The organism is Microbacterium sp. C23T (genome assembly GCF_053345975.1).
Genome location: NZ_JBKFBD010000013.1, coordinates 19,740 through 41,666 on the forward strand (window position 1 = coordinate 19,740; position 21,927 = coordinate 41,666).

Sequence of the window (21,927 nt, forward strand, 5' to 3'; positions counted from 1 at the left end):
GCGCGCTACTCCCCGCCGAGCTCCCCCGGGTGCGTGAGTCGCCACGAGTCCGTCGGCGGAACGATGGTGCCCTCGATCTCGATCGGCACCGTCACCGTGTTCGGGCCCGCGGTCCACGTGATGCTCCCGACCTCTTCGCCGTCGGCGTAGGTCTTCGGCGTGGTCGTCGTCATCTCGACGGTGATCGGGGTGTCGGACCACGTGAAGATCGTCGCGTAGTCCGAGACGACGATCTGCGCCGACCCGCCCCATCTCGTCGTGATCGTGCCGACGGGCTGATCGCGCTTGGCGAGCGGCACCTCATGGAAGCCGGCACGGATGCTGTCGATCAGCGTCATCACGTCGTGATCGACGTTCGCGCGCGTGAAGCCGCCGAGAACCACGCCGGTCACGCTGAGCGGCTGCGCCGTTCCGACAGGGACGGATGCGGTGAACAGCAGGTTGTACGTGCCCTCGCCCAGGTTGCCCGTCTTCAGGCCCGTGATCCCGTTGCTGCCGAGGAGGTCGTTGGTGTTCTGCATCGCGCCGGGACCCGGCAGCGCCAGCGAGCGCGTCGCGGTGATGCTCGAGATCACGGGATTCGCGGCGGCGAGCTTGCCGAGCGCGATGAGGTCGGCCGGGGTGCTGGTGTTGCGCGCGTCGAGGCCGGTCGGCTCGACGATCGTCGTGCCGGTGAGACCGTTCGCGGCGAGCCAGCGCTGGGCGGCCCCCCGGAAGGCGCCCTGCGAGCCGAATGCCCACGTCGAGACGGCCTCCGCGTAGTTGCTCGCCGACGGGATGAGCATCGTCGCGAGCGCATCGTGCAGCGACATCGAGCTGCCCGTCGGCATCGCCGCGATGGTCGCGCCGCGCACGTAGTACTGGTCGTAGAGGTCGTGGTCGGCCTTGCTGAAGGTGATCGTCGGCCCGGGATCCGCGGCATCCGCCAGGGGATGACGATCGAGGATCACGAGCGCCGTGATGACCTTGGTGATGCTCGCGATCGACTGCGGCTCGCTCGACCCGCTCGTCGCCCAGATGCCGCTCGCCTCGGCCCCGAGGTACTCGTCGCCACCCGCGACGGCGATCGCCGAGGAGCCGGTGGAGGGAAGGGCGACCGCGGCAGCCGCCGGCACGGTCACGGGCGGCTTCTGCGACTCGACGTGCGGCGCACTCACCGGCGCCGTCAGCGCCCACCACACATAGCCGCTGGGAACGGCGAGCAGCACCACGAGCACGATCGCCGTGACGATCCAGCCGATGCGCCGCCGGCGGCGGCGTGCCTGGGGATCCACCCACCGCCGGCCGAGCGGCTCCTGCTCGTCGCTCAGCAGCTCGGTGAGGTCGTAGAACTCGTCGGTGGGCTGCTGCGGCGTGGAAATGGAAGGCTCCCCTCGAGATGCTGAGCCCCATCATGCATCATTTGAGACTCCCCGTCTCACTGATGTGTGAACAGGGAACGTGCGCCCTCACACCGGTGGTGCCGCCGAGGGCTGGGGAGCGAGCTCGTACCCGAACGTGTACAGCTCGATCCAGCGGCCGGGCTGCACCTCCTTCAGCCCTTCGCGCTCCGACAGCCGCTCGAAGCCGAGCTTCGCGTACAGCGCGTGCGCGCCGGTCATCTCGGGACCGCTGTTCATCACGACCCGGTGCGAGCCGCGCTCGCGTGCGAGGGCGATCACGTGACGCGTGAGCGCCTCCCCTATGCCCCGCCCGCGGGCGGCAGGAGCCACCGCGAGCTGCCGGAAGTCCGTCTCGCCGGGCTGCGCCATCTCGGCGAGCGGACGGTCAGGCTGCGCGACCCAGACGGTGCCGAGGATCTCGCCGCCGGCCTCGACCGCGACCCACACGTCTCCGCCGCGCACGCGGCTCGCGACGTCGCGCAGCGAGGCGACGTACTCGTCCGAGAGCGTGTCGTAGCTCGACAGGTAGGCGTCGGCGGTCACTTGGCCGGCGCGCTCATACTCTTCATCTCGGACGAGCCGAATCGTCCATTCGGATGAAACGGATGCTGCGTCCCCGGCGTCTACGCCAGGCTCGGCGCCCGAGTCCCACGCCTCGGCCAGCAGTTCGTACGAGCGCACCCGGCCCACAGGGTCGTGCGTGACCGTCGTGACGAGGAGCTCGTCCGCGCCGGTCACGCGCTGCAGCGTCTCGAGGCGCTCGACCACGGTCTCCGCCGATCCGACGAACTGCGTGTCGAGGCGGTCGCGGACGACTGCGAGCTCCTCGGCCGTCAGCGGGTCGGCAGCGGCCTCGTCGGGCGAGGGAAAGGGGACGGCGCCCTGGCCGGCGCGGATGCTGTGCACCCATCGACCGTAACCCGCGGCGAGACGGCGGGCCGCGGCATCCGTCTCCGCGACGACGGCGTCGACCGACACGATGACATACGGCTCGGCGATGCGGCCGGGGCGGAACGCGGCGCGGTACTCGGCGATCGCCTCCAGCACAAAGCCCGGTGCGACGTGGTAGTTCGCGCCGAACGGCAGACCGAGCTCCCCCGCGAGTCGGGCGCTCGGGCCGGCGGTGGAGCCGTGGATCCACACGGCGATGTCGGCGCCCTCGGCGGGTGTGACGTGGATCGGCACATCCTCGGGCGGGGAGAACGAGCCGTCGAGGAACGACAGGATGTCGGCGACGTCGTCGGCGAACCGGTCGGCGTCGGCGTCGGTGCGGCCGAGCAGCCGCGCCTGCACGACGAAGCGCTCCGCATCGAACCCGGCGAACGGGCGCGCGGCCGGGAGCAGCAGGCCGTCGACGACGCGGTCCTCCGGCGCGGCGGGCAATGCGGCTGCGCTGCGCGAACCCGAGCGCCCGATGCCGAGGTCGAAGCGGCCGGGGTGCAGCTGCGCCACGACGCCTGCGGCCTCGGCGACCTGCGCCGGCGAGTAGTTGCCGATGATCGTGGCGGCGGTGCCGATACGGATGCTGTGCGTCACCGCCGCGACGGATGCCAGAAGCACGTGCGGTGCGGCGCCGGCGATCCCGGGGTTGAAATGGTGCTCGGCCACCCAGTAGCGCCGGTAGCCGAGGCGCTCGGCCGCGCGCGCGAGCCCGATGCTGGCACGGAGGCCGTCGGCGGGGGTCTGCCCCGAGCCGAACGGCGACAGGTCGAGGACGGACAGCGGGACGCGGGACATGGGTGCTCCCAAGACGTGGTGCGGGTGTGGAGAACGAGGGCACAGAATCGGAGGTTCTCGGCGACACGCCGGGTGGCAGCATCCACCCCCCGCGTGTCGTCCGAGACCTCCGATTCTGCGCTCGCGAGGGGTCAGGACTTCGGGAGTCCGGCCGGGTTGACGACGCTCTCGTCGACGCGCTCCGACTCGAGGTCCCAGATCTTCAGGACCTCGTCGTACTGGCCGTTCTCGATGAGGTAGTTGAGGGCGATGGCCACCGGCTCGATGAGTCCGTTGCCCTTGGCGGTCGCGGCGGCGATGTTCGCGGTCAGCGGCCAACCCCCGGGCACGAGGCCGACGAGCTTGGTGTCACCGGTCTCGCGGGCGGCCCACGCCGACGTCGCGTTCGGTCCGAACGTCGCGTCGATGCGGCCCGACTGCAGCGCCAGCACGGTCGCGGCGTTGTCGTCGAAGTACTGCAGCTCGGCCGGCTCCTCGCCCGCGGCCTCGAGCTCCTCGTTCCACGCGAGCAGCACCTGCTCCTGGTTCGTGCCCGAACCGACCGCGATGGTGAGGCCCGAGATGTCGGCGGCCTCCTCGATCTTCTCGATGTCGCTGTCGCTCTTCACGTAGAAGCCGAGCAGGTCCTCGCGGTAGCTTGCGAAGTCGTAGAGCTCCTTGCGCTCCTCGGTCACGGTGACGTTCGACGTGATGAGGTCGTACTTGCCCGACTGGATGCCGAGGGGCCAGTCCGCCCATGCGACCACGACCGGGTTGTACTCGAGGCCGAGCGCGTCGGCGATCAGCGCGCCGATGTTCGGCTCGGTGCCGGCGGCCTCGGTCTCGCCCTCGGGGATGTAGCCGAGCGGCGGGACGTACGCGGAGTGCGCGACGGTGAGCTTGCCCGGCTCGACCGGCTGGAAGCCGCTCGCCTCGAGCGCCTCGACGGCCTCCGCGACGGGCTCGTCGAGACGCACCCACTGGATGTCGTCGGTCGCGACGTTCGCCGACTCCTCGGTCGCCGCGGGTGCGGCCGCCTCGGCGGGCTGGTTCTGGTTGACGCCCCAGACGACGCCGCCGACGATCGCGGCCACCGCGACGACGCCGACGCCGATCGCGATGCCCTGCTTCTTGCTCAGTGCCATGTGATTGCTTCCTTTTCTCGGGTGAGGACTCTGTGGAGAACTCGGATGGGTCAGGCCAGGACCTTCGCGAGGAAGTCCTGGACGCGGGGGTGCTGCGGGCGCACGAGGACCTCGGCGGGCGGGCCCTGCTCGATGACACGGCCGCCGTCGAGGAACACGACCCGGTCTGCGACCTCACGGGCGAACCCGACCTCGTGCGTGACGATGACGAGGGTCGTGCCGAGCTGCGCGAGGTCGCGGATGACGTCGAGCACCTCGCCGACGAGTTCCGGGTCGAGCGCGCTCGTCGGCTCGTCGAACAGGATGACCTTGGGCTTGAGGGCGAGGGCGCGCGCGATCGCCACGCGCTGCTGCTGGCCGCCCGACAGCTGCCGGGGGTAGTGCTCGGCCTTGTCGGCGAGCCCGACGCGATCGAGCAGGCCGAGCGCGAGCTCGCGGGCATCGTCCTTCGAGAGCCGGCCGAGGGCGATCGGCGCCTCGGTGACGTTCTCGAGCGCGGTCAGGTGCGGGAAGAGGTTGAAGTTCTGGAAGACGATGCCGATCTGCGTGCGGCGCTCGAGCACCTCGCGTTCGCGCAGTTCGTAGAGCCTGCCGCCGCGCAGCTCGTAGCCGATCAGCTGGCCGTCGACCGTGACCGATCCGCGGTCGACGCTCTCGAGGTGGTTGATGGTGCGCAGGAGCGTCGACTTGCCGGAACCGCTCGGCCCGAGGATCGCGACGACCTCCCCGGGCTCGACGGTGAGGTCGATGCCGCGCAGCACCTCGACGCCGCCATAGCTCTTGTGGACGTTGTGGATCTCGACGAGGCCCTTGGTCGGGGTTTCGGTGATGGTGGTGCTCATGTCAGCGCCCTCCGAACTTCGCGTCGTCACCGTTGCTGTGCTGTGCCGCAGTGGGCAGGGGCGCAGCATCCGCTCCCGCCAAAGGAGGAGGCGAAGAGTCGCTATCGCCGAGACGGGCCCACTGCACGGCGATCCAGTGGCGCGCCCGCTGGACGGGCGTGGGGGGCAGCACGCGCACGGTGCCGCGGGCGTAGTGCCGCTCGATGTAGTACTGCGCGATGCTCAGGATCGTGGTGATGATCGTGTACCAGACCACCGCGACGAGCAGCAGCGGGATCACCCGGCTGTTGCGGTTGTAGATGACCTGCACGGCGTAGAACACCTCGGGCAGCGCGATCACGAACACGACCGACGCGCCCTTCACGAGCCCGATGACCTCGTTGGTGGCGTTGGGGACGATCGAGCGCATCGCCTGCGGAAGGATGATGCGGGTCAGCCGGCGGCGGGGAGGGATGCCGAGTGCCGCGGCCGCCTCGAGCTGGCCCTGGTCGACCGACAGCAGGCCGCCGCGGATGATCTCGGCCGAGTACGCCGCCTGGTTGAGGCTGAGGCCCAGGATCGCGGCGGCGAAGGCGCTGATCAGCTGGACCGTCGGGAACTCGACGATCCAGAAGTCGGTCGTGAACGGGGTGCCGAGGCCGAGGGTCGGATACAGGTAGCCGAGGTTGTACCAGACGATGATCTGCACCACGAGCGGCACCGAGCGGAAGAACCAGATGAACAGCCACGCCGCCGAGTTCAGGAGGGGGGACTTCGCGAGACGGGCGAGCGCGAGCAGTGTGCCGAGGAAGAAGCCGATGGATGCCGACACCACCGTCAGCAGCAGCGTCAGGCCCACGCCCTGCAGTACCGGCTCCGACAGGAAGTAGTGCGCGAAGACGTCCCACTCGTAGTTCTCGTTCGTGACGAGCGACCACGCGAACTGCGCGACGACGAACAGCACGACGATGCCGATCGACCAGCGGAACCAGTGGCGGGTGTGGACCACGCGGAGGTCGCCGAGGTCGACGCGCGACGCCGCGGGCGTCGGCGGCGCGGCTTCTGCGGCGCCTGCCTGGCGCGGGAGGGTGTCGGTCATGAGGGGCTCCTCGGTCGGCGGCGCGGGGTCTGCGGGATGCGCCGGTAGGCCGAAGGTAGGGCGGACCTCGCCGTCCTGCCGAGCCGTGGCAGCCCCTGGCCGACACGGATCGTGACGGTGTGCAACGCGGCGTCACACTCCGGAATCGGGCGACGCACGCGGGGTCGGCATCGACGCGGAGACCTACCGTGGCTCGCATGTCCGACACCCCGTTCGCCGTCGCCCTCGAGCTGGACGCCGACGGCGCCCACCCCGCTGCCGGCGCCGCATCGCCCGGCGCCCTCTCGGCGCGTCGCCTGGCCTCCCGCGCCGCGAGCGCCGAGCGCCTCGGCTTCACCGCCGTCACCTTCGACGACGCTCCGCTGCCGGTCGGCGACCTCGCCCGCCTCGACGCGGTGCAGCGCGCCGCGTTCATCGCTCCCCTCACGTCGGCGATCGGTCTCGTGCCCGTCGCGCACACGACGTACAGCGAGCCGTTCCACGTGGCGACGCAGCTCGCGAGCCTGGACTGGGCGTCCCACGGTCGCGCGGGCTGGATCGCCGCGGCCTCCGGCACCGCCCGCGAAGCCGCCGCGTACGGCCGCGAGGCGCTGTCGGGCGACGAACTCCGCCGCGAGCGCGACGACGTCATCGAGGTCGCGCGTCGGCTCTGGGACTCGTGGGAGGACGACGCCGTCATCCAGGACGTCTCGACCGGCCGCTACCTCGACGCCGACCGCCTCCACTACGTCGACTTCGAGGGCGAGCGCTTCTCGGTGAAGGGCCCGCTCATCACGCCGCGCCCGCCGCAAGGGCAGCTGGTCGTGGTCGCGCCGGCGGGCACGACGGGTGCGGATGTCGCGCTGGTCTCGGGTGCCGATCCGGCGGAGATCGCGGATGCTGCCGCCCGCGCGCGTGCGGCGGGCGCGGCGCTCGTCTGGGCCGAGGTCGAAGTCGTGCTCGATGCCCGGGGCGTGTCCGCGGCCCGACGGCTGTCGGCACTGGGGCCGTGGCCGGAGGCCGGGCTGCTGCGCTACGCGGGTGGAGCGGACGGTCTGGTCGCGCTGGTCGCGGAGCTCGCAGCTGGGCCCACGCGCCCGGAGGCTCCGGGCGCCGCGCCAGCGGCGGCTGGAGGGGGCGTGGGGACCATCGACGGCGTCCGCCTGCGAGTCGCGGAACTCGATCTCGACCTCGAGGAGGTGGGTCGCGCGGTGCTTCCGGCGTTGCGGGAGCGGATCGGGTTCCGCTCGCCGCGCGCCGGGGAGACCTTGCGCGACGCGCTCGGACTCGACAGGCCCGTCAATCGCTATGCCGCTGTGAAGGAGTTCGCATGACCACGTCCCGTCGCATCCAGTTCGGAGTCTTCTTCCAGGGGGTCAACTTCGGAACCATCTGGTCGAGCGAGCGCAGCGGCTCGCAGTACGACTTCGAGTCGTTCCGCCGCATCGCGCAGACCGCCGAACGCGGGCTTTTCTCGGCGTTCTTCCTCGGCGAGGGCCTCCGGCTGCGTGAGCACTTCGGCCGCGTCCACGACCTCGACATCGCCGGCCGGCCGGACGCGCAGACGCAGCTCGCGGCGCTGGCCGCCGTCACCGAGCGCATCGGCCTCGTGGCGACGCAGAACACCACGTACAACGACCCCTATGACCTCGCGAAGCGCCTGAACTCGCTCGACCTGTTGAGCGACGGTCGCGCCGGCTGGAACATCGTCACGACCGACAACGCCTGGACCGGCGCGAACTTCCGTCGGGGCGGCTACCTCGAGCACGCCGACCGATACCGCCGGGCGGCGCAGTTCGTGGCCGCGGCGCAGCGACTGTGGGATGCCGGGGCCGACGGCGTCGGGACGCCCGTCAGGGTGGGCGATCAGCTGGTGTCGTTCGAAGGCCCCGCGCCGCTGCCGCCGAGCGCGCAGGGTCGGCCGGTGCTCTTCCAGGCCGGCGACTCCGACGAGGGCCGCGAGTTCGCCGCGGCGAGCGCGGACGTGATCTTCTCGGGGCATCCGGGCCTGGAGGACGCCGTGGCGTTCGCCGCCGACGTGCGGCGCCGGCTTCCGCGTCACGGGCGGAGCGAGGACGACCTCAAGTTCTTCCCCGGCGCGCAGTTCATCCTGGCCGCGACTGACGCCGAGGCCCGCGAGAAGGCCGATTGGGTGACGCGCGCGCAGGTGTCGCCGCAGACCGCGATCCGCTTCCTCGAGCCGGTCTGGGGCCGCGACCTCTCGGAGTTCGACGCCGATGGGCCGCTGCCCGACATCGACCCGGTCGTCGACGAGGTGGACGGGCAGCGCGGGTCGCTGTTCCAGGGCCGCCGCGCGGTCCAGACGGCGCGCGAGTGGCGCGAGAGCGCGGCCGCCGAGGGCCTCTCGATCCGCGAGTTCGTCATCAAGCGGTCGTCGCTGCGCACCTTCGTGGGCGGATACTCGACGATCGCGGACCGGGTGCAGCAGTACGTGGATGCAGGCGCCGTCGACGGTTTCAACGTCTCGCCGTATCTCGTGCCCGAGGGGCTCGACGACATCGTCGACGGGCTCATCCCCGAACTGCAGGAGCGCGGGATCTACCCGACCGACTACGTGGGCACGACGCTGCGTGAGAACCTCGGGCTGCCGGAGGTCGGCGAGCGGGCGGAGCTCGCGGCGTAGACCGTGTTGCGGCAGGCCGATCGCCGTAGGGTGGGCGTGTGTCGGTCCGGTCGGTCGTCAGAAGCGCCGTCGGCGCCGCGTTGCTCGTCAACGCCGTGCCGCACGGGGTGAGCGGTGTGCAGGGACGGCCGTTTCCCAGCCCGTTCGCCGATCCTCCGGGTGTCGGTCTGTCGCCGCCGCGGGTGAACGTCGCATGGAGTGCGGCCAACGTGCTCGCGGGGCTGCTGCTGCTGCGACGAGGCATCCGTTCGCGCGGCGAGGCCGTCGGCGCGGCTGTCGGCGGGGTCGCGATGGCTCTCACGATCTCGTACCACTTCGGCGACGTGCTCGCCGGAGGCCGCGGCCTTCGCGGCTTCTCGGTGCGGCGGTCGACAGGCGGTTCCGGACCACCTCGCGCGCTCGTGAAGGCCACGGAACCCCTCGCGAACGCCCTCGCCGGTCGCCGCTGGTTCCCGCTGTGGGCGGTGCTGCACCATCGTGGGCGCAAGAGCGGCAGGGCGTACGCGACGCCCGTCGCGATGGTGCCCACGGTGGACCCGGCGCTCGTGATGATCGGCCTGCCGTGGGGCCGGAACACGAACTGGGCGCGCAACGTCGTGGCGGCGGGATCGGCGGAGCTCACGTGGTCGGGCGCGACCCACTCCGTGTCGTCGCCGCAGATCGTCGACCCGGCGGAGGCGGCGGATCTCGCGAAGCCGCTGTTCCGCTCCATCGTGAAGCGGATGCCGGCGGCGATCGTGCTCCGGCGTCCGCCCGGGTCGGTTGCCTGACGTCGGCTTCAGGAGTCGCTCGCACCCCGGGGGATGTCGTAGGTATGTTCTAAGGTCGAAGCATGTTCATCGACCCGGCGCTGCCTGACCAGGTGCTTCCCGATGAACTCGATCTGGTGGTCGAAGCGGCCGACATGATGACCGTTTTCGCCGCGCAGCGGCTGGTGCGCATCGACGTGATGCGGCGCGATGCGCTGAGCGAGGCGACCCGCAACGGCCGGGTTCTCACCGAGGTCGTCGAACGCGGCGTGCGGCTGGAGCTCGCGGCGGCGCTGCGGATCACCGAACACGCGGCCGGTGACCTGCTCGGCTTCGCGGAAGCGCTGGTGCATTCCTACCCGGTGGTGCTGGCGTCGATGGAGCGGGCTCGCATCACGGAGCGGCACGCCGAGATCCTGATCGGCGCGGTGAACGAGCTCGAACCGGAGTTCCGCACGCGGGTGCTCGAGCCGGGCCTCGCGCTGGCCGAGGCGGAGCCGGTGGGCACGTTCCGCCGCAAGCTGCGCGCGCTCATCGACACCGTGCGTTCGGCGACGCTGACCGAGCGATACGAGCGCGCCGTCACCAAGCGGCGGATCGCCGTCGAGCCCGACGACGACGGGATGGGGTGGCTGCATCTCTACGCCCCCATGGTCGCGATCACCGCGGCGCAGTCACGGGCGACCGCGATGGCCAAGGTGATGAAGGCGGGCGACGGCGACACCCGCACCCTCGACCAGGCTCGCGCAGATGTCGTGCTCGACCTCCTCATCGACGGCGCTGTGGAGGCTCATCCCGAGCAGGCCCGCGGTGTGCGGGCGACGGTCTTCGTCACCGTCCCGGTGCTCGCTCTCCTCCACGAGTCCGACGACTCCCGCGCGGCCGCCGGCATCGACCCGCCGGTCGTCGAGGGGATCGGGCCGATCCCGCTGCCCGTGGCGCGCGAACTCGCGGGCTGCGCACCCGGGTGGACGCGTGTGCTCACCCACCCCGAGACCGGAATGGTGCTCTCGGTCGGCCGCGATCAGTACCGACCTCCGCCAGCGCTGGCGAAGCTCGTCAAGTGGCGGGCGGATCGATGCATGGGACCCGGGTGCGGGATGCCGGCCTCCCGGTGCGACATCGACCACAACGTCGACTGGGCGCTCGGCGGAAGGACAGAACTGACGAATCTGGGGCCGCTGTGCGAAGGTCACCACACAGTCCGACATCACACCGACTGGACGATCGAGCAGGTCGCCGGTTCGGGCGGTGCGATCCAGTGGACGTCGCCCTCGGGCCGCCGGTACCTCGTCGAGCCGGAGCGCACCGTGCCGGTGTTCCGGGCCATGGATCGCGGCGACGCTCCGTTCTGACCGTTAGCCTGCTGTCGATGAGTTTCGATGTGGAGACCTGCAGCGCGAACGCGGTGGCCTGGGCGCTCGGGCACGAGGGTTCGAACGAGTACGCGACGCGCTGCCTGGCGTTCGTCGAGGATGCGATCGAACGCTCGAACGACCTCGAGATGTTGGGGGGCGACGACGCAGCGGAGTCCGCCCGCCTGTACGGTGCGTCGACGAACACGGGGGCGCCGCCCGCCGACGCGTTGGTGTTCTACGAGAGCGTGGGCGAACTCTTCGGCGAGCGCCGGGATTGGGGCCACGTCGGCCTGAGCCTCGGTGACGGCCGCGTCGTGCACGCGTGGGATCGTGTGCGCGTCGACAAGTACCGCGCCCTCGAGGCCCTGACGCCGGCGCCCGGCTGGGAGTCGTTGCGCTGGGTCGGTTGGGTCCCGCTCAGCCGCGCGCTCGAGGGCGCCCGCCCGCGGACGTGGGACGAGGATCCCGCCGCGGCCGCCGCGAGGATGCAGGCCGAGCGCTTCGGCGGCTGACGGGCCTCAGCACGCGTCGGCTCGGTCCTTCACGCCGTGCGCAGGATCCGCTCTGTCACCCGTGCCGAGAAGTACAGCGCGTCCACCGGCACGCGCTCGTCGGCGGCGTGGAACTGCGCGAAGACATCGAAGTCGCGGGGCACGCGCAGCGGGACGAACCCGTAGCCGTGGATGCCGAGCTTCGCGAAGTGCTTGTTGTCGGTGCTGGCCGGCAGCAGGTACGGCACGACCACCCCGTCGGGGTCGTCGACCGAGATCGCGTCCTGGAGGACGCCGATGATCGGGGCGTCGACCGGCGCCTCGGTCGCCGACCACCATCGGCCTTCGCGGATGTCGATGTCGTCGCCCACGAGCTCGCGCAGACCCTCGCGCAGCGCGTCGTCCTGGCCGGGGAGGATGCGGATGTCGAGCCGCGCCGCGGCCTCCGCCGGGATGATGTTCGTCTTGTCGCCGGCGTCGAGCACGGTCGGGGTGGCGGTGTTGCGCGTCGTCGCGCCGACGAGTGACGAGACGAATCCGAGGCTCTCGAGGTCGTCGGCGAGCGACTCGTCGGTGAACGCGAGGCCCCGCGCCTGCCCGAACACGTCGAGGAAGCGCTGCAGCGCCGGTGTGCGCACCACAGGGAAGCGGTGCTCACCGACGGCGGCCACGGCCTGCGCGAGACGCACCACGCTGTTGTCGGCGGTGGGCCGCGAACCATGAGCGGCACGTCCACGCGCCCGCAGCGTCGACCAGGCGACGCCCTTCTCGCTCGTCGCCACGAGGTACGCACGACGGTCGTCGCCCGGCTCGTCGGCCAGCGGCACCGAGAATCCGCCGACCTCGCTGAGCGCCTCGGTGACGCCCGCGAACAGGTCGGGCCGGTTCTCGACGAGCCAGCCGGCACCCCACACACCGCCGCTCTCCTCGTCGGCGAGGAACGCGAACACCAGTTCGCGCCGCGGCACGATCCCCTCGCGGGCGAAGTGCCGCGCCACCGCGAGGATCGTTCCCGCGTAGTTCTTCATGTCCACGGCGCCACGGCCGTAGAGGTAGCCGTCCTCGATGTCGGCGCCGAACGGCGGGTGCGTCCAGTCCTTCTCCTGGACCGGCACGACGTCGAGATGCGCGTGCACGAGCAGGGCGCCGGCATCCGGATCGCTCCCGGCGAGGCGCGCGACGACGGATCCGCGACCCGGGCGCGACTCGACGAGCTCCGACGCGATGCCGACGTCGGCCAGACGCCCCTGCACCCATCGCGCCGCCCGGGTCTCGCCGTCGCCGATCGTCGCGGCGACACCGGTGTTCACGGTGTCGATGCGGATCAGGTCGCGCACGAACTGCAGCGCCTCGTCTTCCAGCAGCGTCGGCACGGGCATCCCCCTCGCTTCGGGCACGGCGGTCTCTCCGCCGCGGCCGAGGCTAACCCGACTCGACCCCGCGGCGCGCCGACCCGCGCCACGCGGAGTCACACCCTGACGCACCGCGACACACCTCACTCGATATGGTGAGCCCATGACGCGCACGCGGGGATGGGCGACAACCTGGACGTTGCTGCGACTCGCGATGGCGGGGGTGACGATCGCGGCGATCGTGGCGCAGCTGACGAAGTCCATCGGCACGGCGATCGAGCTCGGCCGCGACGTCACGACGACGATCGCGAACTTCTTCAGCTTCTTCACGATCCTCTCGAACGCCGCCGCCGCAGTCGTGCTGGCCTGGATCGCGCTCTGGTACCTCTTCAAGGGACGCCGACAGGATGCTGAGCCCCACGGTCTTGCGGTGGCGCTGGCGTGCGTGAGCACGTACATGATCATCACCGGCATCGTCTACAACACCCTGTTGCGCAACATCGAGCTGCCCCAGGGCAGTGCGCCGATCCCGTGGTCGAACGAGGTGCTGCACCTGATCGGCCCGATCTTCCTGCTGCTCGACGTCTTCCTCGGACCGCTCCGCCGAGCCCTCCCCTGGCGCAGCCTCTGGGCGGTGGTCGCGTTCCCGATCGTCTGGGTGATCTACACGATGATCCGCGGGCCCCTCGTCACCAACCCGGTGAGCGGCGATCCGTTCTGGTACCCGTATCCCTTCCTCAACCCGAACAACCCCGGCGGATGGCTCTCAGTGGTCTTCTACGTCATCGGGATCGCGGCCGCGATCGTCGCCGTCGGAGCCTTCGTCGTGTGGTGGGGACGACGCCGGGGCGTACTCGTCGGTGCGTCGGATGACGCCGGGGCGGCGGCATCCGTCCCCTCCTCCGTCGCGTCAGACTGACGCCCGACCAGCCGTTCACAGGGGCTGAATCGTGTCCCCCGAAAGGCGGACACGCCCGGATTTCCGGGGCTTTTGTCGAGGTTGTCCACCAAACGGTGGACACGTTGTAGGTTCCTGACAACGCCGGGGATCGGGCGCGCGTTTTCCACACGTTGCCGACACAAAGGTTTGATACACCCCCGTATCGACAGGAGTACATCTGTGCTCGGGGCAGCAAGCGACACGCACGACGCGTGATGTCGAAAGGGGTAGGACATGCACTGGGCATGGTTTCGAATCGCCGCGGCACTCACCGGGATCTCCGGGGTGATCGCTGGATTCATCGTCAACGTAGACCGCGCAGCGCGTCAGGGGCAGGGCCTCGGCGACGTGCTGGCGAACTACTTCAGCCTGTTCACGATCGTGTCGACGCTGCTCAGCATCGTCACACTGTTCGTGGCCGCATCATGGGCGATGCGGCACCCGGGCTCCGAGCGCGAGCCGTTCGGCATCGCGCTGGCCCTCGCGGCGGTCACGGGACCCGTGCTGCTGCTCGGGCTGGTCTACAACGCGCTGCTGCGCGGACTGCCGTCGGCCATCGCGCTCGGCGACTCCGCCGGGATCGCGATGCTCGACAAGTACGCGGCCGAGGTTCTGCACGTGGTCCTGCCGATCTACTTCGTGCTGGACCTGCTGCTGGCCCCGCGCCGGCGGGCGCTGCCCTGGTGGTCGCTCGCGGTGCTCGTCGGCTACCCGCTGGCATGGACGACGTACACGATGGTCCGCGGCGAGCGCGTCGCGAACCCCGACGGCACCACACCGTGGTGGTACCCGTACCCGTTCCTGGACCCGCACGGCGCAGGCGGCTACTCGTCGGCGTTCACCTACATCGGCGTGATCCTGGTCGGCTTCCTGGCGATCGGCTCGATCATCATCCTCATCGGCCGGTACCGCGAGAAGCGGTCCACACGCCACGGCGCCCCGGCCGCGCGCCACACGCTGCTGATCTGATCAGCGCCACGGGGGTGGCGGAGATGGGCGGGTGCGATGAAGCACCCGCCCATCGTCGTCAGACGCTCCGGCTCCGGCGACGCACGACCACCATCGCGAACACACCCGCGAGGATCGCCAGTGCACCGATCGCCCCGAGCCCCGCGAGTCGCGCGCCGTCCGTACCCGTCGCCGGCAGCGGGCTGTCGAACCGGTTGTCGATGGTGATGGATGCTGCGCCCTCACCGCCGACCGTCACGACGGCGCGGTTCGCACCATCGGGATCCGCCGGCGTGTACGTGACGGCATCGGCTCCGCCGTTCGAGGTCTCGCTCACTGCGCACTCGGCGCCGACGGGGAGGTCCTCGTAGACCACGGGCGCGGCCATCGTGAGTGCGCGCACGGCGCCGCCGGGCACGTCGATCGCGGAGCCGTTCCACGTGCACGATGCGGTCACGTCGAACGTGCTGTTCCGGTGCAGCGACGCGTCGCCGCCCGACACCGTCTTCACGACCTCAATCTGCCCGACGTCGAACGTGTTGGTCACCGTGACGTCCGTCTCGCCCTCGACGATCTCGATGGTCTCGACGGGCTCACCCTCGGCATCGGTGATCGTCGTCGCGTGCGCGCCGCCGGTGTCGGTCTCGGTGATCGTGCACTGCAGCCCGATGAGCAGCGGCTCGTAGGTGTGGGTGTAGTCGTTGTCCGCGCTCAGCACCTGCTCGGCGTCCGGGACCTCCACCGGCTCGCCGTCCTCGTCGACGCACGCGAGCACGACGGTGAACGGCCCGGCGCCCCACAGCTCGGCTCCCTCACCGTCGATCACCTTCGTCACGGTGAGCGACCCCGCGTCGAAGAAGTTGGTCGCGGTCACGGTCTCCGTCTCACCCGACTCGACCGTGAAGGGCGACTCGACGATCTCGACACGGGTGGCGCCGCCGTCCTCCGTCTCGCGCACCGTGCAGACCGCCTCCGCGGCGACGTCGTCGACCTGCGCCTGGTACCCGTTGCCCTCGTCGAGTGTGAGGAACCCGGCCCACACGATGCGGGGCGTGCCGCTGCCGGTGTCGAGCGTGCAGACCACCGCGAACTCGAAGGGCCCGGCGCCGAACTGATCGGCGGCGTCGCCCTCGCGCTCCTTCACGATGCGGAACGAGCCGGCGCCGAACGAGTTCGTCGCGAGGACCTCGACCTCGGTGTCCTCCTGGATGGTGACATCGATCGTCGTGCCCTCGACGGGCTCCTCGGAGTCGCCGTCGACCGTGACCTGCATCGTGGTGCCCTCGGCATCCAGGTCGCCGGTCTCCTCGATCGTGCACGTCGCGTTCACCGGGAGGCCACCGAGTGCCCACGACTCCGGCGGGGTGAGCTCCTGGATCATCGGCTGGTCCGGTCCGTAGCCGTCGGCGTACGCCGGCTGGCCGTTGAGCTCGCACGAGACCTCGAACGTGAACGGACCGTAGGGGATCGGATCCCCGTTGTTGTCCACAGCATCCGTGTCCACCGCCTTACGGATGCGCAGGTCGGCGACGTCGTAGATGTTCTCGACCGTCACCAGTCCGATCTCCTCGGTGTCGAGCGCGACGGTCGCCGTTCCGATGTCGGTCTGGGTCTGACCCCACTGACCCTCGGTCGCGGTGCACTCGGCGCCCAGGGGCAGGCCGTCGATCACGACGGGATCCGCGCCGGGCACGAGATCGACCTCCGGCAGCCCTTCGATCGGAACCCCGTCGATGGTGCAGGTCAGCTGCACCGGGAACGAGTCGGGGGCGAACTCGGAGGCCGGGCCCGACACGATCTTCTCGAGCGCGATCGAACCCGTCGGATACGAGACCCCGACCCGACGGCCCTCGGTCGCCGGCACCAGCACCGACGTCGAGCCGCTCAGCGCGGCGCCACCCGTGGAGATGGTGTTGTACGCAGTCGGCTGGTCGGCGGTGACGGCCGCGTTCGGCGTCGTGCGGGTCTTGAACTGCAGCGTGAGCGAGTCGCCCGGCTCGAACTTCTCCTCACCGGGGAAGTCCACCGTCACCTTCAGACTGCGGACGAGGGCCGGGTCGACGCTGCTGTCCAGATGCAGCCACGCCCCCGGCGCGCACGGAGTGCCGACGGGGTTCAGGTCGGCGGTGCACGGTGTCGACGACGTCGAATAGAAGAGGTCGATCACGGAGTTCGTCGGCGTGGTGTCGTCGACGATGAGCGCCGTGCCCCCGGCGAACGTCGGCTGCCACTGACTGCCGCGCGGGATCGTGACGATGAGGCCCTGGTCGCCCGGTGTCGGGAGGTTGTCGATCGAAACGAGCTTCGAGATCGGCAGCGTTCCGGCGTTGGTGACCTTCAGCCGCCACGTCTCGGTGTCGCCCGGCAGCGTCAGCGGCACACACGGGTACCGATAGAAGCCGTCGGCGTCCGCCGCGCCCTCGCACGTGAAGTTCGAGTCGTCGCTGCGCACGTCGGGGATGCCTGGAAGGTCAGGCGGGTTGTCGGCGCTCACGTACTTGACCGTGCTCAGGGCCGGCACAGCGAGGGGTCGCACCGTCGCGGTGTCGGCGCACAGTCCCGTCGCCGGATCGTAGCTCGGCACGCACTCGTCGAGAGGTTCGGCGACATCGATCGTCGCGGTGTTGGTCACCGAGTCGTTCGGTGTGAGCCCCGGTCGCAGCATCATGCGCAGCGTGATCGTGTAGGTCTGACCCGGCTCGAGCACCGACCCCTCCGGCATCGTGAAGACGATGCTCGTACCCAGATCCTGCACGTCGACGTCGTCGGGGTCCGTCGGCAGCGGATCCCCGTTCGGCGGGGTCGGTGCCGATCCGGACAGCGCGAACGACCACGGCGGCACGCTCGGGTCGCGGTCCGGGTTGAAGATCAGCTGCGGCTCACCGCCGGCGGTCAGCGGCAGCTCGTCGGTGAACACGACATCGGTCAGCGCCCGCTCGCCGGTATTGGTGTAGGCGAGCGTGAAGGGGATCTCGACGCCCGGCCGCACGTCGCCCGTGGGCGATTTCACGACATTGACGGATGCCTCGAGGTGCAGGTTCACGTACTCGGCCTCGGCCGTCTGCTCGTCGGTCAGACGCACACCCGGTGCGATGAAGGCCGACTGGCCGGCGACGGTGATCGTGTCGACGAAGATGCCCGCGTCCTGCTCGCCAGGCGCCGGGACCTGGTCGCTGCGCGTCGTCGGAGTGGGTTCCCCGGTGCGGAGATCCACCCGCCGCTCCACGAGGAAGGGCACATTGATGATGGGGTTGACCGGATTCAGCCAGCCGAGTTCGGCATCCGTCCAGAACTGGAAGCTCAGACCGTGCAGCGTGCTCGGCGCGTTCTCGAGGAAGGTCTTCGCCGCGTCGATCGAGAGGTCACCCAGACGCGGCATGCACGTCCATGCGCCGCCGACGTCACCGGCGATCACGTTCGCATCCGTGAAGTCGCCTCCGTCGAGGTAGCAGACCTGCACCTTCGCGACCGGGGGTGGCAGCTGCCACAGCGGGTCGGGCCCGACGAAGTCCATCGCGTTCCAGAACGTGGGGTCGTCGTCGGTCATGATGATCGTCTGGGCGCGAGCCGATCCGCCCGGCTGCCCGGTGAGCGTCACCGTGACGGGCGAGAAGTCGTCCTCCTTCTGCTGCGAGGGCGAGATCGTCTTGCCCGCGCTCACCGAGAAGGTCGGCTCCTCGATCGCGATGGCGGCTGCCGCGTCGTCGCACGCCCAGCGCGCGCCCTCGGGCGGCGGGCACGTCGTGAACGGATCGACATCCGCGACGACGCCCTGGGCGGTGTTCGTGATCGGAGAGTTGGCCGGCGAGACGCGATCGGTCGTGCCACGCCAGTACGGCCGAAGCCGGAGATCGTACTCGACGACGCCGGCGGCGTTCGACGCGATCCGGCCGGTGTAGGTGACCTGCACTGCCGACACCTCGCACGGAACGGTCTCGGGGGTGAGCGCGAGGGCCTCGTCGCGGGTGAGCTCGACGGGATCGCCCACGAAGCACGACAGCGTCACGACGGTCCCCGTCGCCCCCGAGGGCACATCGATGCGGGCGAAGTTGTTGAAGGTGAACGCTTCGAACGGGTTCGTCTGCGGGGGCGTAGGCGTGCCCGGCGCCCGATCGGTGATCTGCAGCATGTCGACCTTCGCGGGGGTCGTGTTGCGCGTCGTGACCGTGATGCGGCTGAGCGGGTACTGGCTCGCGGGGATACTCGGGTCGGTGGGCGCCGCGATGGGGCCGCCCTGCCAGTTCTTGTCGGTCGTCGTGGTGAGCGGGACGTCGACGATGATGACGTCGTCCTGGTCGTCCGCCGACAGCGGGCCTCCGCCGTCCGCCGGGAACCCGGTCGCGTTGGCGGTGTTGCGAACGACGCCGTTCGTCGTCAGGTTGTAGAGCTGATCGCCGAGAACGGGCGTGCCGTCGCTGCGACGCGTGTCGCGCACCTGCCACACCAGGGTCACGGGTCGGTCGTTCGAGAACGAGCGCGCGACGCCCGACCCCACCGGCGGCGCCGTCGGGTCACCGGCGGATGCGGCCGCCCGGTCGGGGCTCTCGATGAAGGTCAGCCGTACCGCGACCGTCGACGCGCGCTCCGCCGTCGTCAGGTTCATGCCCGGGAACTGGCCGATGCAGAGCGGATCGCAGGGGTTGTTCGCTGCGGTCACCCAGGCCGAGCCGTTGTAGAGCTGCACCGCCTGGATCGCGTCGTAGACGATCAGGGGATCGGTCGCGGGGGTGATCGGCTGGACGCGCGTCAGGTCGAACGCGTTGTACAGCGAATCGGTGATCGCGGTCGTCTCGGGTGACGCGACGTCCGTGATCTCGACGCGCTCGAGGTTGGAGTAGCCACCGGTCGACCACGTCAGGGTCGACGGGATGGTGTCGCCGGAGCGCGCGATGACCGACTTGATGCCACCCGAGCTCGAGGTTCCGAAGGACTTGTCGATGAGATCCGCGTTGCCGGGGTCGGTCGGGATGAGCTCGATCTCCGGGCAGTCGTCGAGGGGCAGCACCGCCTGGCCGTCGGGAACACTGGGGTTCGCGCTCGACGCGTCGGTCTGCGCGCAGTTCGGGACGAAGGTGCTCTCGTCGTCGCTGTAGGGCGGGCCCGGCTCGTAGCGCCCGTCCGCGCGCAGGGACGACGTGAAGTTGGGGGCGAAGTCCGTGCCCGGCGCGAACCCCCCGGCGTCGCCGGTGTAGTCGTAGACGAAGCGCACGCCGCCGGCGACGTCGCTGATGTCGGACGGCACCTGCTGAGAGTAGATCGTGGGCCCGTCGATAGGCCCGGCGAGGGTCTCCCACGTGCCGGTCGTCGTGTCGTAGTACTCGATCGTCAGCGTCGAGTCGGCGGGCACCGGGGTCTGCGTGATCGCCGTGAGGTCGAACGCGTTCCACCACGGGTCTCCCTCGACCGGGTCCTCCGGGTCCTGGATCACGACCTGCTGCGCGCGTCCGGTGGTGCCCGTGGGGTTGTCAGGAGGCGAGGGCCGCTCGGTCAGGCCGCCGTTCAGGGTGACGGTGACGACCTCACCCGGCACCGCCAGGATCGGCGACGGGCGGACCTGCTTCGAGATGTAGGGCTCGATGACCTCGTCGTAGATGTACAGGTCGTCGGTCGCATCCGCCGTGCCCGTGGCACCGTCGTTCGCGCCCTCGACCCCGACGACGTTGGGAACGGTCAGGGGAAGCCCGGTGAGGTCGGGGTCGGTGTCGACTGCGAACGGCACCTCGGTCTCGCCGCCGGGGATGATCTCGCCTGTGAAGACGAGCTGGAACGAGGTGACGTCTGCCGCATCCACGCCGTCCGGCAGCGCGGGCACGGTGTTGTTCGCGAACGGCACCGTCACAGTCGATCCGCCCTCGAGCGTATAGACGACTTCACCCGAGGTGGCCCCCGCCGGCCACTCCACCGGTCCGGTGAAGCCGCCGAAGGTGTACGCGGCGGGGAACGAGCCGGTCGCAGGCTCCGTGATCGTCAGCGTGTCGATCGGGATGGTCGAGGCGTTGCGACCGCCGATGGTCACGGTGGTCGACTCGCCGGCGATCACGAGGTCAGGGTCGAAGACCTTGCTCGCCGCGACGGTGACCTCGTTCTGACGCAAGGTGAACTCCGCCTCCGCCTCACCCGTCTCGGTCTCATCGCCCAGCCCGACCGTCGACAGCACGTCGTTCGGCACGGCGGTGCCGTCGGGCTCGGAGGCCGCAGCATCCGTCACCGTCAGGTTCAGCGCGACCGACCCCGTGGCCCCCGCGGGGATCGCGCCGTTGAAGGTCACACGCGTGCCCTTGACCTCGTCGGCGGTGACCCCGCCGGGAAGCGTGCCGCCGGGCGCCTCGACCCATGCGCCGCCGACGTACACCTCGTACGTCGTCAGCGCGGGGTCGGCGCCCGTCGGGGGCGTCACCGTGCCGAACCCCGCGAACGCGAGCGAGTCGAACGGGTTCGGCGAGGCGGCCGGGTCGACGGGATCCTGGATCGAGAGCGAATCGACTGTCGCGTTCGAGGTATTCGTGCCGCCGAGAGCGGCCGAGACGGCGGCACCGGGCGTCGCGATGGCTTCGGTCGGAGTGAACGTCTTCGTCGCGGTCGTGGCGAGCTCGAGAGGGATCACCGGAGTGACCGGCGCCTGGGCGTCCTGATCCTCGAAGTTGGTGCCCTCGATCGTGGCCTCGTTGATCACCGATGTGCCGCTGAAGTCGTACGAGGCGTCCGCCGGGAGCTGGGCGGTGATCTCGACGATGCCGGTCGTGTTGTCGAGGATGCCCACGGTTCCGTCGCCGAGCGGAGTCGTCCACGTCACGGTGACGGAGTTGCCGTCGATGACCGGCTCGGACGCGGTGTTGGCGCCGCCGCCGACAACGGCCTCCACCACGACGAACGGCGCCGGGACCACGTCGTTGAGCACGGCGCCGCGGCAGCCGAGGTCGGTGATCGCCGAGCAGCCGACCGTCAGCGTGTAGGTGAAGGTCTCGCCGGGGGCCACCTCGGCGACGGATGCGGTCTTGTCGAGCGTCGCGAGCGCGGTGATGTCGCCCTGCGCCGGATCCGGAAGGATCGGGGCCGCGACCGCGGCCGGCGCGACCAGAGTGGTGGCGACGATTGCGAGAGTCGCCACGGTGGCGGCGATCCTGGCTCGGGCTTTCGAGAACACGTGACCCCCCGGTCGCTGTCAGCTGCGTGGATCTCCTGGTCACACACCCAAACTCAGCGACCGAAGACATACCTCGCGGTCAGCCTAGCCAGGCGCTGCGAGATGACGCCACTGTTGCTGGTGATCCTGGAGTGAACGGTGGTCATCGAGGCGAGGCAT

General features: G+C 70.4%; 14 protein-coding genes. 7 read left to right on the plus strand and 7 right to left on the minus strand.

Features of this window, described 5'->3' with window-relative positions; genetic code table 11:
- Positions 1-5 precede the first annotated feature (5 nt).
- The 5 genes from ACLBXX_RS08970 to ACLBXX_RS08990 all read right to left on the minus strand — a co-directional run bounded on the left by ACLBXX_RS08970 (position 6) and on the right by ACLBXX_RS08990 (position 6,163).
- Positions 6-1,274, minus strand: coding sequence for a D-alanyl-D-alanine carboxypeptidase family protein (locus tag ACLBXX_RS08970; RefSeq protein ID WP_447657747.1), 1,269 nt, complete (start codon positions 1,272-1,274; stop codon positions 6-8).
- A gap of 174 nt (positions 1,275-1,448) precedes the next feature.
- A complete protein-coding gene (locus ACLBXX_RS08975) occupies positions 1,449-3,119 on the minus strand; it encodes an LLM class flavin-dependent oxidoreductase (RefSeq protein WP_447657748.1) in 1,671 nt (556 codons plus the stop codon).
- A gap of 131 nt (positions 3,120-3,250) precedes the next feature.
- Positions 3,251-4,243 (minus strand): ABC transporter substrate-binding protein, encoded by a 993-nt coding sequence (locus tag ACLBXX_RS08980; protein WP_447657749.1) that lies wholly within the window; start codon positions 4,241-4,243, stop codon positions 3,251-3,253.
- A 50-nt stretch (positions 4,244-4,293) separates the two neighbouring features.
- A complete protein-coding gene (locus ACLBXX_RS08985) occupies positions 4,294-5,085 on the minus strand; it encodes an amino acid ABC transporter ATP-binding protein (protein WP_387142661.1) in 792 nt (263 codons plus the stop codon).
- Position 5,086: 1 nt separating this feature from the next.
- Positions 5,087-6,163, minus strand: coding sequence for an amino acid ABC transporter permease (locus ACLBXX_RS08990; protein ID WP_447657750.1), 1,077 nt, complete (start codon positions 6,161-6,163; stop codon positions 5,087-5,089).
- A 197-nt stretch (positions 6,164-6,360) separates the two neighbouring features.
- Here ACLBXX_RS08990 and ACLBXX_RS08995 point away from each other — a divergent pair, with 197 nt between their 5' ends.
- The 5 genes from ACLBXX_RS08995 (at position 6,361) to ACLBXX_RS09015 (ending at position 11,405) form a co-directional block, all read left to right on the plus strand.
- A complete protein-coding gene (locus ACLBXX_RS08995) occupies positions 6,361-7,476 on the plus strand; it encodes an LLM class flavin-dependent oxidoreductase (RefSeq protein ID WP_447657751.1) in 1,116 nt (371 codons plus the stop codon).
- Entirely contained in the window at positions 7,473-8,786 is a 1,314-nt protein-coding gene (locus tag ACLBXX_RS09000) for an LLM class flavin-dependent oxidoreductase (RefSeq protein WP_447657752.1), read from the plus strand. Before ACLBXX_RS08995 ends, ACLBXX_RS09000 begins: the two co-directional genes overlap by 4 nt.
- Before the next feature lie 38 nt (positions 8,787-8,824).
- A complete protein-coding gene (locus ACLBXX_RS09005) occupies positions 8,825-9,556 on the plus strand; it encodes a nitroreductase family deazaflavin-dependent oxidoreductase (protein WP_447657753.1) in 732 nt (243 codons plus the stop codon).
- Between the two features lie 62 nt (positions 9,557-9,618).
- Complete coding sequence (locus ACLBXX_RS09010) at positions 9,619-10,890, plus strand: DUF222 domain-containing protein (RefSeq protein ID WP_447657754.1); 1,272 nt, start codon at positions 9,619-9,621, stop codon at positions 10,888-10,890.
- A 17-nt stretch (positions 10,891-10,907) separates the two neighbouring features.
- Complete coding sequence (locus ACLBXX_RS09015; protein WP_447657755.1) at positions 10,908-11,405, plus strand: hypothetical protein; 498 nt, start codon at positions 10,908-10,910, stop codon at positions 11,403-11,405.
- Positions 11,406-11,434: 29 nt separating this feature from the next.
- Here the strand turns inward: ACLBXX_RS09015 and ACLBXX_RS09020 are convergent, their stop codons facing one another.
- Complete coding sequence (locus tag ACLBXX_RS09020; RefSeq protein WP_447657756.1) at positions 11,435-12,763, minus strand: M20/M25/M40 family metallo-hydrolase; 1,329 nt, start codon at positions 12,761-12,763, stop codon at positions 11,435-11,437.
- 136 nt (positions 12,764-12,899) lie between these two features.
- Here ACLBXX_RS09020 and ACLBXX_RS09025 point away from each other — a divergent pair, with 136 nt between their 5' ends.
- Positions 12,900-13,655: a Pr6Pr family membrane protein gene (locus tag ACLBXX_RS09025; protein WP_447657757.1), complete on the plus strand. Its 756-nt coding sequence runs from the start codon at positions 12,900-12,902 to the stop codon at positions 13,653-13,655.
- A 255-nt stretch (positions 13,656-13,910) separates the two neighbouring features.
- Positions 13,911-14,645: a Pr6Pr family membrane protein gene (locus ACLBXX_RS09030; protein WP_447657758.1), complete on the plus strand. Its 735-nt coding sequence runs from the start codon at positions 13,911-13,913 to the stop codon at positions 14,643-14,645.
- 58 nt (positions 14,646-14,703) lie between these two features.
- Here the strand turns inward: ACLBXX_RS09030 and ACLBXX_RS09035 are convergent, their stop codons facing one another.
- Positions 14,704-21,732, minus strand: coding sequence for a DUF5979 domain-containing protein (locus ACLBXX_RS09035; protein WP_447657759.1), 7,029 nt, complete (start codon positions 21,730-21,732; stop codon positions 14,704-14,706).
- Between the last annotated feature and the right edge of the window lie 195 nt (positions 21,733-21,927).